The organism is Sphingobacterium sp. UGAL515B_05, from assembly GCF_033097525.1.
Taxonomy (GTDB): Bacteria; Bacteroidota; Bacteroidia; order Sphingobacteriales; family Sphingobacteriaceae; genus Sphingobacterium.
Window position 1 is genome coordinate 2011614 of sequence record NZ_CP109907.1, and the last position, 16353, is coordinate 2027966.

The window sequence follows — 16353 nt, forward strand, 5'->3', positions numbered from 1 at the left end:
CTATTTTTGTTCAAATTTATAAATGATCCCTTTATCCTGATTACCGGCTTCGCTGCTGACGTAAAGATTGAATTTTGAATCAAAGTTAATGCCTTCAGGTTGAGGGAAGATCTTCGGATCTAATGGAGAGAGCGATTTTACACGAAAATTCTCATCGGTGACCACAAGGGTTTTGTCGACAGAAGATAAGATATACCATTCCTTACTGTCTGCTTTTTTAGCTAACGCGGAGGGTTTGAACGTTTTCTTAATTTTAGCATCAAATGCCTGAAGTTGATCAAGCTGGATGGCAAATTCTCCTTTCGGCTGGAATTGACCATGCTCGTCAATTGAAAAGACATAGCCAGAGGTTTGCGGTTGTTTTCTATCGACCTTGCATTCTTTGCATAATACGTATGCCTGGTTACTTTCGCGGTCAACAAAAAGTCCCTCGTACTCTCCTTTTGGGAGTAAATTTTTCTGTTCAACAACATTTTTTATATCGTCCTTTTCGGCAATCGGAAAGGAATAGATGCTGCCATTGCTCTTTAAGATAAAGAAATGTGTATTGCTTATCGAAATATCCTCATAGTCGCCATCTTTTCCGAAAGGGTTGAACGTGACTTTTTGTGTCGGTTGGTTAAACTTATAAAGAAAGCCCTGCTCGTCTTGGATGGCATAAATATCGTCATCCTGTCCCGCGAGGAAGGCTATTCCGGATATTTCTAACAATTCGTCTGGCAAACTCATTTTTATGCCCGAAGATAATGTATAGGGTATTTGTTGCGGTTTTTCAGCTTGAACATGAGCGAGCTTGTTGTTATTTTCCTTGGCTGTATTATTCGGGTTGCAGGCGAGAAAAATAGCGGAGGCTAAGCCTAATGCTATCGTTGTCAATATCGTCGGGTTTTTCATCATTATATGATTAAATTTAAATTGATGAAGTCATCAGATTTCTGAATGAGCTTACGTGCAATGATTATTTTGTTGGGCTTTCAGGCTGGTCATGCTTTTATGGGATGCCCTGCTGAATAGTCCTATTTTTTCATTTTACCTTTCAAATAATTAAAGATTTGTTGCTGAGAAACATTCTTCTGTTGTGTTTCTATTGCCTGATTTTGCCCATGTTCATCCAGGAAAGTTGCTTCGGTGTCGTCCGCAAACTGAATATCGAACAGCTCCTGTATTTGATATGCTAATGTCAGATCCAACAGCGGAAAGCAAGTTTCTATACGTCGGTAGATATTGCGGTTCATCCAGTCTGAAGAGCCTAGATACACGTTGCTTTGGGCTTGATATTGAAAAATAAATATTCTGCCATGTTCTAAATATCGTCCTACAATCCGTTTCACGACAATGTTGTCGCTCAATCCAGGTACTTGTGGTTTTAGTCTACAGATTCCTCTAACCAATAACTGCAGTTTTACCCCTGCCCGGCTTGCTTCATACAATTTATTGATTAACGATTCTTCTTCCAGATTGTTTAATTTAATTTTTATTGTAGCTGTGTCTCCGGCCTTAGCAGCTTGGATGGCCTGGTCGATCAGGGATAAAAATGTATGTTTGAGGTTGAACTGTGCAATCAGTAGATGACTAAAACGCAGCTCATTTGGACTATGGGGTTTTCTCCGGGCTGGTAAAAACTCGAATAGCATAGATAATTCGTTGGTTAATAGCTTATTTGAGGTGATGAGGAAGTAGTCTGTGTAGACCTTCGCCGTTTTTTCATTTAGATTTCCTGTACCTAGCAATGCACTTTCACGACCTTGTTTGCGTTTGACCAGCGCTATTTTGGCGTGTACTTTTAAATTGGGGATACTATAGGTAATTTTTACCCCCTGTTCTTTCATCAATCGAGCCCAATGTATATTATTTGCTTCATCAAAGCGCGCTTTCAATTCGACAAATACATTGACTTTTTTTCCATTTTTTGCTGCGGTAGCGAGTGCTTGTGCAATATGTGAATCACCGGCGATACGGTATAAGGTTGTGTAAATCTCGTCTACGGTTGGATCTATCGCCGCCTCGTTAAAAAAACGCAGTATGGGGTCGAACGATTCATAGGGAGTACAGATTAACAGATCCTCTCGGTCTATTTGGTCAAAGATAGATTCCTTAAAATTCTGATTCGTATTAATTTGCAGCTGTTTTGGATAAGAATGTTCCGCTATTTTAATCGGAAATGAAAATAGATCCTTGAGATTGTGGTAGTTTCCGCCTTCGACAATGCTACTTTTCCGCAGATCAAATAGTGTTGCCAGTGTTTCTATCAACTGTTTTGGCAGATTTGGCTGGAATAGAAAGCGTGTCGCATAGCCAAGGTCACGTTTATTGACTTCCGTCTCGATTTTTTGGGCAATATCACCCTCAAATTCATCTTGGAGATTTAATTCCGCATCCCTTGTGATTTTAAAGGAATAGAAATTTAATGATGTATTTCTTATGGCTTCAGGAAAAAATGCTTTGATAATATCATCTATGAGCAAGACATATTTATTCCCATTGGTCTCACAGGTGAAAAAGCGACCAATATGATTTGAAGGAACATTTAGAAAGTATACCGCTCCAGTATTGTCGTCTGTAACGGCGAAGTACAGCTGGTTGTTGACCGGAAAAAAAGAAGTATCCTCAATTGGGATAATTTGGAGGTAGGAGGCAATTGTACTAAAGAAGTATTGAGCTGCCAAATCTTCTATTTCCGTTGGAATAGCTTGATTGTAAATAAAGAGTATATCTTCTTTTGCTAATTCTTGGATAATATCAGCTAGTATTAGGCCAAATTTTCCCTGTTGTTTGTTGATGGTTTTTGATGCTTTTTTATACGTCCCAATATCTATGTTCGGAATGAGCTCTCCAGGAGTTTGCTTCATTATTTTTTTCCAAGCCATCAGTACAGGCATTCTAACCCGATAAAATTCATCCAGATTGGATGAGAAAATAGCGAGAAACTGTAGTTTTTCCAATAAAGGGACCTCCTGGCGACCAGCTTGGTCAAGTACCCTATCATTGAACGACAGCCAGCTGATGTCTCTGTTGATATAAAGATCTTTCTTCTTCATCCGTATAAATTTATGGTTATGGCAACATGCTTACAACAACATCAATTAAATGATGCAGTCTATTGGTCGCTAATGATTGATTTAAAGGCCGCATCTTTTTAAACAAAAGAAAGTATGGACATCATGACACCGGTATATTTCGCGTGTTTATAGGATCGCATTTAAAATATCATATTAAAATATGGTTGCGAAGACAAAAGAAACAACGGATATAACAAGGCCAAACATAAAAATTCCATATGCGTATCGTAGAAGTTTGTATTTTCGGCCTAATACCACACCTTGCGAATAAACATCCTTAGTGAGCATACCATATAGAAATTCCGAATCGACCATTACCTTCTGCATGCCCTCGTTGTAGTCGTCGAGTTTCATCTTGTAAAAGTTCCCAAAAAAGAGCAGATTGACGGATTTTTGTTTGATTTCCTCCTTTGAGAATTTGCCAGAGGGAATTTTGGGTATTGTTGATAGTATTGCCATGACCATGGTTGCTACCACGGCCGTTGTTAAGATAATTGTTGGGATAATAAGGTGCTCGTTGGCATCTAATTTCCGAAATAAGACAGCAATCACGACGGAAAGGATAATGGAATTGACCGTTAATAAGATGTTGGCCTTATTGTCTGCCATGTCGCTTAATCGCTGATTGTTTGAGGACGTAATCCGGAACATCGTTTCTATCCCACGTTCTGGCTTACCGCCTTTCTCCTTTTCTTTCTTGCCTTCTTTTTTACTTTCTTTATTTTTTGAGATGGATTTCTCCTGTTTTTTCTCCAGTTCTTCTAGATTCATCTCCTTTTTGGCATTAAGCTTTTGTTGCGCATATTCAGTATGGTAATGATGGCTCTTTAATAGTTTGATTGTGCCCGCCCGCCATACGTCTTTATCGATCTCCTTCCCGAGTACTGCTTCGGCTTCGGCTTTCATGAGTTTGTTTCTGTTAACGAAATCCTCATTCCCAAAATGAAATAGGTCCGCGTCACAGAGAATTTGTTCCAGCAGGTTTTTTGGATCCTGAGGCATTCTCGTTGCTAAAATGCAGCCTTTGATTTTTTCTTGTATGGCTTCCGGTATTCCTTTGTCCTGGAGAAAATTGAGCGCAATTTCAACACTGATCTTCTCATGACCGATGGCATTATCAGATTTAACGTAGCCAAGGTCATGAAAGTAGGCAGCACTAATAACGATAAAGTGATCCTCCTCTCCTAGTTTATAGTGCGATGATATCTCCTCCGCAGCACGGACAACAGAACGTGTGTGTATTGTATTGTGAAAACAATGGCAAACTGAAATATTTTCTGTAATATAAGTTTCAGCATATTCTTCTACCTGTTTTAAAAGCTGAGCATAATCTATCATGGACCAATATGGTTTTATGTGCAGTAAAAGTATTTAATATCTTTAATTTCTTAAAAATAAGGTCTTCTTTTTTGTTATTTATTAACCTAGATCAAATTTACTCAAAAAAGAATTATTCCAATAGTTGTAAAATTACCTGTTATATAAGTAGATAGTTGATTGTTAAAACAGATCGTTAATCGGATAAGATTTTTCAATATAAGCCATGACGCTCAGGCCGACTGGGTTTGGATCGTTTTATGATGAGAGAGACCTCATGGTTCCTCCCTAAGGGAGGAAGAATTCTGGATTGCTTATCATTTAGTTTAGTTTTTACCTAGAGTTAGTTTAGCCTTAAGTTAGGGTTCGTTTAGCTATTACCTAAGCTATACCTAAACAAACCCTAAGTAAACCCTAACTAAACCCTAAGTAAAGTGGTAAGAAAGTATAGCTAAAAAATGGGTAAATCAGGAGCTCTGTATGCTACCATCCTTTTATAAGCTGTGCTGCGGTATCCTTGGGTGCCATCTTTCCGGCGGCACAATTTTCCCGTCTTTCCGGTACGGATTCTATCCGAGGGGCCGCGCAGGCTTTTGGCAGAAGATCCCGACCGGATTATGCAGCCTGATATTTCTGTTGTCTTGTTGTTGTTCTTTGACCTTTTGGCTGCCATCTTCCCACCCTATCCCCGTCCGTCTGTTGTGCCCGGCTCCCTGTCGCGGGTATTGGCTGTGCTGGTATTCCCGGCCGTCACTTAGTACTCTTTTGCGCAAGCCCCCTCTTTTCGGTGTCCTGCGCGGTTGCGGTTCCTGATCACATCCTATCTCTATTATACCTATCCTATCCGGGGTATTAAACGCTGCATAGCTCTGTTGTTCTCTGTCGGCTACGTTTGCGGTTCCCAGTCTCCCTTTTCAATGCTGCGTCGGTGGGGGCAGTAGATCCGGCAGGAGCATTTCAGGATGTTTTTGCGGCCAGATGCCGCTATGTGGCCCAATCTGGCGGCCGGATCAGCCATTCCAGCCCTCCGATCACCTGTTTTACAAAAAGAATCTCGCACCGTTACAGGCAGTTAAGGACAAAATGAAATAAATAAGAACAAAAGGCTTGGAAGTTTGTTCCTAAACTCCCTATCTTTGCACCACTCCGCAAGGGAGGGACGGTTACCTCGAAAGAGGGAATCATGAAAAAAGAAGGGTTTAAGAGAAGTCTGGCAGGATCTAAAATCCCGCTCAGTTTATTTTAAACGCGGAAATCGAAAAAAGAGGAAAGAAAAAAAACTTAAAAAGTTTTTGGAAGTTCAGAAAAGATTTCTACCTTTGCAGTCCCAACGGAAACGAAGGGAAAAACAAAACGATAAAGAGTGGCGCAATGCCCATCGGAATAAAGCGGATACGGAAGTTGAAGCGACAGAGTTCTTTAAGAAAACACAATCATGTAAGCGTGACGAGTAGACAAACGAAAGTCATGAACAAATTCAAGTAATTCGTTCAATTCGATCCAAGATCAGAGATATAAAAAAAGAATTCTGATTATTATAAATAGTTGGAATCAAAAACTTCATTTTACAATGGAGAGTTTGATCCTGGCTCAGGATGAACGCTAGCGGCAGGCCTAATACATGCAAGTCGGACGGGATCCATCGGAGAGCTTGCTCGAAGATGGTGAGAGTGGCGCACGGGTGCGTAACGCGTGAGCAACCTACCTCTATCAGGGGGATAGCCTCTCGAAAGAGAGATTAACACCGCATAACATCAACAGTTCGCATGTTCAGTTGATTAAATATTTATAGGATAGAGATGGGCTCGCGTGACATTAGCTAGTTGGTAGGGTAACGGCTTACCAAGGCGACGATGTCTAGGGGCTCTGAGAGGAGAATCCCCCACACTGGTACTGAGACACGGACCAGACTCCTACGGGAGGCAGCAGTAAGGAATATTGGTCAATGGGCGGAAGCCTGAACCAGCCATGCCGCGTGCAGGATGACTGCCCTATGGGTTGTAAACTGCTTTTGTCCAGGAATAAACCTAGATACGTGTATCTAGCTGAATGTACTGGAAGAATAAGGATCGGCTAACTCCGTGCCAGCAGCCGCGGTAATACGGAGGATCCGAGCGTTATCCGGATTTATTGGGTTTAAAGGGTGCGTAGGCGGCCTATTAAGTCAGGGGTGAAATACGGTGGCTCAACCATCGCAGTGCCTTTGATACTGATGGGCTTGAATCCATTTGAAGTGGGCGGAATAAGACAAGTAGCGGTGAAATGCATAGATATGTCTTAGAACTCCGATTGCGAAGGCAGCTCACTAAGCTGGTATTGACGCTGATGCACGAAAGCGTGGGGATCGAACAGGATTAGATACCCTGGTAGTCCACGCCCTAAACGATGATAACTCGATGTTGGCGATAGACAGCCAGCGTCCAAGCGAAAGCGTTAAGTTATCCACCTGGGGAGTACGCCCGCAAGGGTGAAACTCAAAGGAATTGACGGGGGCCCGCACAAGCGGAGGAGCATGTGGTTTAATTCGATGATACGCGAGGAACCTTACCCGGGCTTGAAAGTTAGTGAAGAGTGCAGAGACGCACTCGTCCTTCGGGACACGAAACTAGGTGCTGCATGGCTGTCGTCAGCTCGTGCCGTGAGGTGTTGGGTTAAGTCCCGCAACGAGCGCAACCCCTATGTTTAGTTGCCAGCATGTAGTGGTGGGGACTCTAAACAGACTGCCTGTGCAAACAGAGAGGAAGGTGGGGACGACGTCAAGTCATCATGGCCCTTACGTCCGGGGCTACACACGTGCTACAATGGATGGTACAGCGGGCAGCTACATAGCAATATGATGCTAATCTCTAAAAGCCATTCACAGTTCGGATTGGGGTCTGCAACTCGACCCCATGAAGTTGGATTCGCTAGTAATCGCGTATCAGCAATGACGCGGTGAATACGTTCCCGGGCCTTGTACACACCGCCCGTCAAGCCATGAAAGTTGGGGGTACCTAAAGCATGTTACCGCAAGGAGCGTGTTAGGGTAAAACCGATAATTGGGGCTAAGTCGTAACAAGGTAGCCGTACCGGAAGGTGCGGCTGGAATACCTCCTTTCTAGAGTATCGAAGATCGGTGCTCGTCACGTTACATATGATTGCAGAAGAAAAAACATCAGAAGAAAGTGCCCGCCCCTAAGGGAGCAGGACCGAGAGAAAGAGATGAACAAGATAAGCTAGTCCCGTAGCTCAGTTGGTTAGAGCACTACACTGATAATGTAGGGGTCAGCAGTTCAAATCTGCTCGGGACTACGAAAACGTTTGGGGAATTAGCTCAGCTGGCTAGAGCACCTGCCTTGCACGCAGGGGGTCAACGGTTCGAATCCGTTATTCTCCACATCTCCGGGGAAGTATATAGCGATATACTTCATCTATACCGGAAAAAGAGTTCTTTGACATATTGAAAGAGAAAAAAAATTACAAGAGAAGACAACAGTATAGAGACAATACGTGTATGTGTTCGATGTAGAGAGGAGACCCTCGGTGAATGCCGAACGAATCTTTACGTAGCATACGGGTATATATATCAAAAGCAGCCGCATAGTAGCAAAAGGCTATGCCGGTGAAGAAAGTAAATAAGGGCACACGGGGGATGCCTAGGCTCTCAGAGGCGAAGAAGGACGTGATAAGCTGCGATAAGCTTTGGGGATTGGCAAATGCGACTTGATCCAGAGATTTCCGAATGGGGCAACCTGACTATTTGAAGAATAGTCGTATAAAACGCGAACGCGCTGAACTGAAACATCTAAGTAGGCGTAGGAGAAGAAAATAACAATGATTTCCCAAGTAGTGGCGAGCGAACGGGAAAGAGCCCAAACCGGTCATGTTACGGCATGACCGGGGTTGTAGGACCACGACATTGTACAGCGCTATGAACTGGAAGCAGGTGGGAAACTGCGCGACAAGGGTGAGAGCCCCGTACAGGTAAAGAATGTTGACATAGTGGTATCCTGAGTACCGCGGGACCGGAGAAATCCTGTGGGAATCCACCAGCACCATCTGGTAAGGCTAAATACTCCTGAGAGACCGATAGTGAACCAGTACCGTGAGGGAAAGGTGAAAAGAACCCCGAACAGGGGAGTGAAAAGAACCTGAAACCGTGTGCTTACAAGCGGTTGGAGCAGGCAGGTCCTGTGACAGCGTGCCTTTTGCATAATGAGCCTACGAGTTACTCTTGTCTGGCAAGGTTAAGTCCTTCAGGGACGCAGCCGAAGCGAAAGCGAGTCTTAATAGGGCGCATAGTCAGATGAGGTAGACGCGAAACCTTGTGATCTACCCTTGGGCAGGTTGAAGTTGCAGTAACATGTAATGGAGGACCGAACCGATAAACGTTGAAAAGTTTCCGGATGACCTGAGGGTAGGGGTGAAAGGCCAATCAAACTGGGAAATAGCTCGTACTCCCCGAAATGTTTTTAGGAACAGCGTCGGCGTAGAGTTTGATAGAGGTAGAGCTACCGATTGGGTGCGGGGGAGTCAAATCCTACCAAATCCAGACGAACTCCGAATGCTATCAAATATAGCCGGCAGTGAGGCTTTGGGTGCTAAGGTCCAAGGCCGAGAGGGAAAGAACCCAGACCATCAGCTAAGGTCCCCAAATTCGTTCTAAGTTGAACTAACGAGGTCCGGTTGCCCAGACAGCTAGGATGTTGGCTTGGAAGCAGCCATTCATTTAAAGAGTGCGTAACAGCTCACTAGTCGAGCGGCCGGGCGTGGATAATAAACGGGCATCAAGAACGGTACCGAAGCTATGGATTTGTACTGAAAGATGTACATCTGGTAGGGGAGCATTCCATCGCCGGAGAAGCAGTTTGGCAATGAACTGTGGAGGTTATGGAAAAGCAAATGTAGGCATAAGTAACGATAAGGCGGGTGAGAAACCCGCCCACCGAAAGACCAAGGTTTCCTGATCAACGTTAATCGGATCAGGGTCAGTCGGGACCTAAGGCGCACCCGAAGGGGGCAAGCCGATGGACAACTGGTTAATATTCCAGTACTCTTCATAACTGCGATGTGGTGACGGAGTAGTGACACTGCCGCGAACTGACGGAATAGTTCGTTGAAAGGCGTAGGTATAGGGACGGTAGGCAAATCCGCCGACCCTGCTGAAACCCAATAGTACAGCAAAGCTCCGGTGGCGCTGATAGAGCAGGTAAACAGACTTCCAAGAAAACCCGCTAAGCTTCAGGTTATGAAGACCCGTACCGCAAACCGACACAGGTGGTCGAGGAGAGAATCCTAAGGTGCTCGAGTGAGTCATGGCTAAGGAACTCGGCAAAATGGCCCTGTAACTTCGGGAGAAGGGGCGCTGTCTCGTAAGAGCAGCCGCAGTGAAAAGGCCCAGGCGACTGTTTAACAAAAACATATGGCTTTGCAAAATCGCAAGATGAAGTATAAGGCCTGACACCTGCCCGGTGCTGGAAGGTTAAGAGGGGATGTCATCGCAAGAGAAGCATTGAATCGAAGCCCCAGTAAACGGCGGCCGTAACTATAACGGTCCTAAGGTAGCGAAATTCCTTGTCGGGTAAGTTCCGACCTGCACGAATGGTGTAACGATCTGGGCGCTGTCTCAGCCATGAGCTCGGTGAAATTGTGGTATCGGTGAAGACGCCGATTACCCGCAACGGGACGGAAAGACCCCATGCACCTTCACTATAGCTTAACATTGAGATTGGGTACAGGATGTGTAGGATAGGCGGGAGATGTTGAAGTGGCTTCGCCAGGAGTCATGGAATCAACCTTGAAATACCGCCCTTTCTGTATTCGGTTTCTAACTCCCTATGGCGAGGACATTGTTTGGTGGGTAGTTTGACTGGGGTGGTCGCCTCCAAAAAGGTAACGGAGGCTTTCAAAGGTAAGCTCAGTACGCTTGGTAACCGTACGTGGAGTGCAATGGCATAAGCTTGCTTGACTGTGAGACCGACAAGTCGAACAGGGTCGAAAGACGGACATAGTGATCCGGTGGTTCTGTATGGAAGGGCCATCGCTCAAAGGATAAAAGGTACGCTGGGGATAACAGGCTGATCTCCCCCAAGAGCTCATATCGACGGGGAGGTTTGGCACCTCGATGTCGGCTCGTCACATCCTGGGGCTGGAGAAGGTCCCAAGGGTTGGGCTGTTCGCCCATTAAAGTGGCACGCGAGCTGGGTTCAGAACGTCGCGAGACAGTTCGGTCCCTATCTGTTGTGGGCGTTGGAAGTTTGAGTGGATCTGACCTTAGTACGAGAGGACCGGGTTGGACAGACCTCTGGTGAACCTGTTATGCCGCCAGGTGTACGGCAGGGTAGCTACGTCTGGAATAGATAAGCGCTGAAAGCATCTAAGTGCGAAACTAGCCACGAGATGAGACTTCCTTATAGGGTCGTAGAAGATGACTACGTTGATAGGCCATAGGTGTAAAGGTTGAGAGACCAAAGCCAAGTGGTACTAATAGCCCGAAGCTTTCTCAAGCAGACAGACACTGTTGTCTTCCTCTTTAATTTTTGAAACATACAGGAAACGAACCTCTTTCAATACATATGTCAGTTGGCATGATCACATGATATGAATGTCATAGATCATCCAATAAAGATTTTTAGGTGCCTATATCGGCGGTGTCTACCTCTTCCCATTCCGAACAGAGCAGTCAAGCCCGCCAGAGCCGATGGTATTGCCGTAACAGGTGGGAGAGTAGGTCGGTGCCTTTTTTTACACGGAAGCCCTTGCTGGAAACAGTCAAGGGCTTCTTTCGTTTAGATACTTCCATGGCCATAACACTTCCGCCACTGACCATCACTGCATATCCTCTATATATTGTTTATCGCAGCACTCTGAAAGATAGCAGCTATTTTACTCAGGAGCTGAAGGTCAGATACCGCTATAATACCTATCGGTGGGAATATGCCCCGCTCTCCTGCTATAAAATGATGGCTTTGAAATGGTTCCTGGCGTGAGTCTGTGGGCTTTGGACGACGAACTACCTATTTCGGTTATTTTTACAGTTACATATCGTTAGCCACCGACTTATACTATTAATTATTGTAACTATCTCCCCCATTTTATATTCGCTACAGGGATACGGTTTTTTCTAAAGATATAGTGCCTTTCGATCGTTGTAATTGCCTATTGTTTGTTATTATTAGTCTCTATTATCAAGCAGCTTATAAAAAGAGTAACTTGTCTGAGAGAATGTACGAATTATAGAGCTGGGGTTGTTGTCGGATATTTCATCAGGGTTAGCCGTAGAATTAAACGATGATGGAGAAATTGTAGTTACCTTAATTAACTTATTTTGACAGCAAAACTACTCCTAAGTTTAAGTGTGAATTATGAATGACTGTTGGCTATATGGGAAAGTAAATGCGGGAAGAAAAACTAAGAAAAAAGGTATCTGTATTGCCAACGGTCTATAAGGAATACAAATACCTCAATTTTTCGGTTATTATCGTATTCCTGTAAGGAATACTGGTATTGTTTTAGTCTTCTTCAGTATAAAAGTCGATCAACGATGAGACATAAGGATCTTCCCACCCATCCGAAATGTTTTCGAAGTCTTCATCGGGTATATTTGTCTGTCTAATTTCCAAGGATGTTCCTTTTTTATGTTCATGCAGTTTTAGTGTGACAATGGAAGGGGTGTCTGTTTCACCGAAATACCATTCCTGTACAATTTTTGTCGATGGTTCCAGTTCCAAGAATCGGCCAGTTATAGCACTATCCCACAAAGAGAATTCCCCATTGACAGTAGCGTCTATTGACACAAGGTCGCCTGTCCAAAGACGCGCGGTAATTTCGGTCGTTAATGCAAGATACAGCTCCTCTGGAGTTGCAGGAATAATAGCATATTTCTTGAATTCTTTCATGGTGTAAAGTTACGCTTTCTTGTAATTTACCACTTATTTTGACTTCATTTTTATTTATCTTAATTTTATCGCAAACTATTAGCGCAACATGAGTAATTTTCTGCCAAATTCTTTAGTGAAAAAGTTAGGAGTGAATCCGTTATTTGATACTGATGCATTTATTAAGATACATGAGGAAGGTATTCGGGCGACGGCAATACGCCTAAACCCTAATAAATTAGAAGATTGTCCGTTTCCTAATGCAGGGCGAGTTCCCTGGTGCAATATGGCTTATTATCTTCAGGATCGTCCAGTATTTACATTAGACCCTTTATTTCATGCCGGAGCTTATTATCCACAGGATGCTTCTTCCATGTTCATAGATCATATTATTCAGCATTTAAAGTTACATACAGATAGTATTCGGGCATTGGATTTATGTGGTGCTCCAGGAGGAAAATCAACATTATTAAACAGTAGCTTACATCCGGAATCGCTCTTGGTTGCGAATGAAATTATTAAGACTAGGGTTACAATCCTGCAAGATAACCTAATGAAATGGGGTAATGCTAACACAGTAACTACAAATAATGACCCAGCGGCGTTTAATCGCCTTCCTGGATATTTCGATTTGATAGTTGTTGATGCCCCTTGTTCTGGATCAGGCATGTTTAGAAAAGATACCGATGCCATAGAAGAATGGTCTGAGGCTAATGTTAAGCTTTGTAGTGAAAGACAACAGCGGATTTTGGCCGAAAGTTTGGCTACGTTGAAAAAGGGTGGATATTTGTTCTACTCAACCTGTTCTTACTCTCCAGAGGAAAATGAGGATATCGTCGATTGGCTATTGGATAGTGGTGATTTCGAATCTGTTGAGGTAGCTATTGAAGAGCATTGGGGAATTGACCATACAAATTCTAATAAGCATCGTGCACACGGTTATCGATTTTACCCGCATAAATTAGGTGGAGAGGGCTTTTTTATTGCTGTCCTTAAGAAGGTTGGTGAGCAGGAAACATTCAATAGAAAGCGAAATAAACCGGAGAAATCAGATGTACCCAAAGGAATTTTAGATAATTGGATTTCGGATAGTGCTAGTTTTCATACTTTTCTTCATCATGAGGATGTATATATTTTCCCAAAAATGTACGAGCATGATCTAAAGTACCTACAAAATGTACTTTATCTTAAGAACGCTGGAACAAATGTGGGAAAGCTCAACAGGAAAGAGTTAATACCAAGCCACGCACTGGCTTTGAGTAATCATTTGACCAAAGGCTTTCAATCGATGGAATTATCGCTTGAAGAAGCACGTAATTACCTTAGAAAGGAAAATGTAGTTGTGGATATGATCGGCGAAAGTCTCCAAGGATGGACAATAGCAAGTTTTAAAGATAAACCTTTGGGCTGGATGAAGGTGTTGACCAATCGAATCAATAACTATTACCCAAAAGAATTGAGGATTGTAAATTTGTAAAATTTATTTTTAGATATATTCGGGTTGAGCTTCGGAAGTACTGCTTATAAAAGTTTTTGCTTAAGAAAGGCTGATGATAATTGAACAGATATCTTTTGCAACTTCTTCTTTGGATTTTAGACTAAACTCATGGGTATTTCCCGATCGATCGATTATAGTGACTTTATTGGTATCGGTTGCAAATCCAGCTCCTTTATCCTGCATGGAATTAAGCACAATAAAATCCAGGTTTTTCCGAACTAATTTGTCTTTCGCATTCTCAAGCTCATTATTGGTTTCCAATGCAAATCCAACGAGCAATTGATTCTCTTTCTTTTTAGCGCCTAAAGTGGCCAAAATATCTGTTGTTTTCTTCAGTTCGATGGAAAATTCGCTTTCTTTCTTTTTTATTTTTTGGGTGGCGACCTTAACCGGTGTATAATCTGCCACAGCAGCGCTCATCACAACGATATCTGCCGCTTCAAAATGCGCTTCGCAGGCATTTAACATCTCTGCCGCCGAGGTTACTGAGATTGCATGTACACCTTCAGGTATTTTTAAGGCACTTGGCCCCGAAACTAAGGTCACATCTGCTCCAAGTACCTTAAGTTGTCCGGCGATAGCATAACCCATTTTTCCACTAGAATGATTACCAATGAAACGAACAGGGTCTATAGCTTCATAAGTTGGTCCTGCAGATACCAACGCTTTCTTTCCTGCTAAGGGCAAGTTTCCCTCCGAAAACTTAACTAAGAAATCCAGTATTTCTTCTGGTTCCGCCAAACGTCCCTCACCCACTAAGCCACTGGCCAGCTCCCCTTTTCCCGGAGGAATTAGGGTATTACCATAAGAAATAAGTTTATTGATATTGGATTGTGTAGAAGGGTGTTTCCACATATCTAAATCCATTGCTGGAGCGAACAGCACCGGACATTTAGCGGATAGATATACAGCAGTAAGGAGGTTGTCGCAAAATCCATTGGCCATCTTAGCAAGTGTATTTGCTGTCGCTGGTGCGACTAAAATGTAATCCGCTTTTAGTGCAATTTCGACATGATTATTCCATTCCCCCGTATTGGGCTGATAGTAATCTATTAAAACAGGATTTTTGGAGAGTGTAGAAAGCGTAAGCGGGGTGATAAAGGCTGTCGCTTCTTTTGACATGATTACGTTAACCTGGGCATCTGCTTTTACCAACAGCCGAATGAGGGTTGCAATCTTGTATGCGGCAATACTGCCGCATACAGCAATTACAATATTTTTCCCAGCTAAAGCCATTGTTTAAGGATTAGTCCTGCTCTTTTGAAGGATTTCTGTAGTACACTTTATCGTGTAAAAATTCATCAATTGCAACCAAAGTAGGCTTCGGCATGCGTTCGTAATGTTTTGAAATCTCTATTTGCTCACGATTTTCGAATACCTCTTCTAAGTTATCGTTGTTACTTGCAAATTCTGCAAGTTTTCCGTTCAATTCTTCTTTAATGTCTACTGCAATTTGGTTCGCGCGTTTAGAAATAACTACAATAGATTCATAGAGATTGTCTGTGCCTTTGTCCAATTGTCTCAAGTCACGTGTAACTGTAGAGTTTGGAATTGAATTGTTATTTTTTTGACTCATCTTTTTGGGTATTTTCTTTTTCTTTTTTCGCCTTTTGTTCTTTGATATAAACTTCCTGTTCTGCAAGGGCCTTATTATACTCCTTCACTTGAGAGAGAGCGGTTTTAATTCCTTTCTCAGAGTCTTCGCGAAGAGATTCGGCCTCTTTCATATGTTTGCTATTTGGAAAATTACTAGCGAAGTTACGGTAATAATCCAAGGCTTCATCAAATCTACTTTCTTGTTTCAGGAAGATACTTTTGGATGCATATATGTATTGTGCTTTTAAGGTTAAAAACTCAATCTCTTCTGCATATTTTGTATCAGGATATTCTTTTAATACATTCTGTAATGCAATGACAGCGGCCCTATAATCATCATTAAGCCCCATGTCATAATACAGTCTCGCATTGGCAAATGCTTTAAGCTCAAGCTTATCTCTTAATTTCTGAATAAGATCGGCGGCTTCTTTGGACCGTTCCGATTCGGGATAGAGATTGACAAAGAGCTGTAATGCATCTATTGCCTTTCTTGTATTTGCTTGATCTAACGTCGATCTCGGGGAATCCAAGTAATAACAATAGGCATGCATAAATCTACATTCCTCTGCTCTTGCACTATTTGGATAAACATCCGCAAAATCTTTAAAGTGAAATGCTGCAGATGTATAATCTTTTAGACGGTAATTGGCAAATGCCAAATAATAGTAAATATTTTCTGCTTCAGCTTGTCCACGGAACTTGGTCCGCAAGTCATCAAACAAAACTAACGCCTTTGTATATTTCTTTTTCTCATAAAGTTTTACGGCCTCTTCGTACTTTTGAGCGATGTTATTGCTTGCGCGCAATTTCTCAAATTTACTTTTACAACCAGTAAATACCAATAGAAACATCATGCCGGCACAGATAGCCGCTATACGCCTATTTAAAAACATTTTACAAAGATAAGTGAATTTGTTATACTAATCAATTAAATTTTACTGCGCAATATAGTTTAATAATTATTTGATCGCAAAAACAACATTTCTTATTAACATTCTTTAACTCGATTGGAGCTAAGAAAAGGATA

Annotated in this window: 9 protein-coding genes, 2 tRNA genes and 3 rRNA genes; 7 read left to right on the top strand and 7 right to left on the bottom strand. The window is 42.7% G+C overall.

The features are described from left to right. The 3 genes from OK025_RS08150 to OK025_RS08160 all read right to left on the bottom strand — a co-directional run bounded on the left by OK025_RS08150 (nucleotide 1) and on the right by OK025_RS08160 (nucleotide 4397). Complete coding sequence (locus tag OK025_RS08150; protein WP_317669053.1) at nucleotides 1–897, bottom strand: hypothetical protein; 897 nt, start codon at nucleotides 895–897, stop codon at nucleotides 1–3. Between the two features lie 119 nt (nucleotides 898–1016). Next, nucleotides 1017–3038 carry a polyphosphate kinase 1 gene (ppk1, locus tag OK025_RS08155; RefSeq protein WP_317669054.1) on the bottom strand — a complete coding sequence of 674 codons (2022 nt, stop codon included), beginning with the start codon at nucleotides 3036–3038 and terminating at the stop codon, nucleotides 1017–1019. 174 nt (nucleotides 3039–3212) lie between these two features. Beyond that, entirely contained in the window at nucleotides 3213–4397 is a 1185-nt protein-coding gene (locus OK025_RS08160) for a Pycsar system effector family protein (RefSeq protein ID WP_317669055.1), read from the bottom strand. 1271 nt (nucleotides 4398–5668) lie between these two features. Here OK025_RS08160 and OK025_RS08165 point away from each other — a divergent pair. The 6 genes from OK025_RS08165 to rrf all read left to right on the top strand — a co-directional run bounded on the left by OK025_RS08165 (nucleotide 5669) and on the right by rrf (nucleotide 11098). Next, the gene (locus OK025_RS08165; protein WP_317667786.1) at nucleotides 5669–5830 is read left to right on the top strand and encodes a hypothetical protein; all 162 of its coding nucleotides are present in this window, start codon (nucleotides 5669–5671) and stop codon (nucleotides 5828–5830) included. Nucleotides 5831–5943: 113 nt separating this feature from the next. Then, a 16S ribosomal RNA gene (locus tag OK025_RS08170) occupies nucleotides 5944–7473 on the top strand. Between the two features lie 120 nt (nucleotides 7474–7593). After that, a tRNA-Ile gene (locus OK025_RS08175) sits at nucleotides 7594–7667 on the top strand. Between the two features lie 11 nt (nucleotides 7668–7678). Continuing rightward, a tRNA-Ala gene (locus tag OK025_RS08180) sits at nucleotides 7679–7752 on the top strand. Nucleotides 7753–7980: 228 nt separating this feature from the next. Further along, a 23S ribosomal RNA gene (locus OK025_RS08185) occupies nucleotides 7981–10861 on the top strand. A 125-nt stretch (nucleotides 10862–10986) separates the two neighbouring features. Further along, nucleotides 10987–11098: ribosomal RNA gene (gene rrf / locus OK025_RS08190) — 5S ribosomal RNA — on the top strand. The 16S, 23S and 5S rRNA genes sit together here with 2 tRNA genes alongside, the layout of an rRNA operon. A 768-nt stretch (nucleotides 11099–11866) precedes the next feature. Here rrf and OK025_RS08195 read toward each other — a convergent pair. Continuing rightward, the gene (locus tag OK025_RS08195; RefSeq protein ID WP_317669056.1) at nucleotides 11867–12253 is read right to left on the bottom strand and encodes an SRPBCC domain-containing protein; all 387 of its coding nucleotides are present in this window, start codon (nucleotides 12251–12253) and stop codon (nucleotides 11867–11869) included. Between the two features lie 88 nt (nucleotides 12254–12341). Here OK025_RS08195 and OK025_RS08200 point away from each other — a divergent pair, with 88 nt between their 5' ends. Further along, a complete protein-coding gene (locus OK025_RS08200) occupies nucleotides 12342–13709 on the top strand; it encodes a methyltransferase RsmF C-terminal domain-like protein (protein WP_317669057.1) in 1368 nt (455 codons plus the stop codon). Nucleotides 13710–13769: 60 nt separating this feature from the next. On the opposite strand, the gene coaBC is transcribed toward OK025_RS08200, so the two are convergent. Genes coaBC through OK025_RS08215 form a run of 3 tightly spaced genes read right to left on the bottom strand, consistent with a single transcriptional unit; the run spans nucleotide 13770 to nucleotide 16219 of the window. Beyond that, nucleotides 13770–14966 carry a bifunctional phosphopantothenoylcysteine decarboxylase/phosphopantothenate--cysteine ligase CoaBC gene (gene coaBC, locus OK025_RS08205; protein WP_317669058.1) on the bottom strand — a complete coding sequence of 399 codons (1197 nt, stop codon included), beginning with the start codon at nucleotides 14964–14966 and terminating at the stop codon, nucleotides 13770–13772. Nucleotides 14967–14976: 10 nt separating this feature from the next. After that, nucleotides 14977–15306, bottom strand: a complete 330-nt coding sequence (locus tag OK025_RS08210) for a DNA-directed RNA polymerase subunit omega (protein ID WP_075990346.1) — start codon at nucleotides 15304–15306, stop codon at nucleotides 14977–14979. After that, the gene (locus OK025_RS08215; RefSeq protein WP_317669059.1) at nucleotides 15290–16219 is read right to left on the bottom strand and encodes an outer membrane protein assembly factor BamD; all 930 of its coding nucleotides are present in this window, start codon (nucleotides 16217–16219) and stop codon (nucleotides 15290–15292) included. Before OK025_RS08215 ends, OK025_RS08210 begins: the two co-directional genes overlap by 17 nt. Nucleotides 16220–16353 lie beyond the last annotated feature (134 nt).

Bases quoted from the DNA above. Each gene is read 5' to 3' on its own strand.
- OK025_RS08150 (WP_317669053.1), bottom strand. From the start codon at position 897: ATGATGAAAAACCCGACGATATTGACAACGATAGCATTAGGCTTAGCC.
- ppk1 (WP_317669054.1), bottom strand. From the start codon at position 3,038: ATGAAGAAGAAAGATCTTTATATCAACAGAGACATCAGCTGGCTGTCG.
- OK025_RS08160 (WP_317669055.1), bottom strand. From the start codon at position 4,397: ATGATAGATTATGCTCAGCTTTTAAAACAGGTAGAAGAATATGCTGAA.
- OK025_RS08195 (WP_317669056.1), bottom strand. From the start codon at position 12,253: ATGAAAGAATTCAAGAAATATGCTATTATTCCTGCAACTCCAGAGGAG.
- OK025_RS08200 (WP_317669057.1), top strand. From the start codon at position 12,342: ATGAGTAATTTTCTGCCAAATTCTTTAGTGAAAAAGTTAGGAGTGAAT.
- coaBC (WP_317669058.1), bottom strand. From the start codon at position 14,966: ATGGCTTTAGCTGGGAAAAATATTGTAATTGCTGTATGCGGCAGTATT.
- OK025_RS08210 (WP_075990346.1), bottom strand. From the start codon at position 15,306: ATGAGTCAAAAAAATAACAATTCAATTCCAAACTCTACAGTTACACGT.
- OK025_RS08215 (WP_317669059.1), bottom strand. From the start codon at position 16,219: ATGTTTTTAAATAGGCGTATAGCGGCTATCTGTGCCGGCATGATGTTT.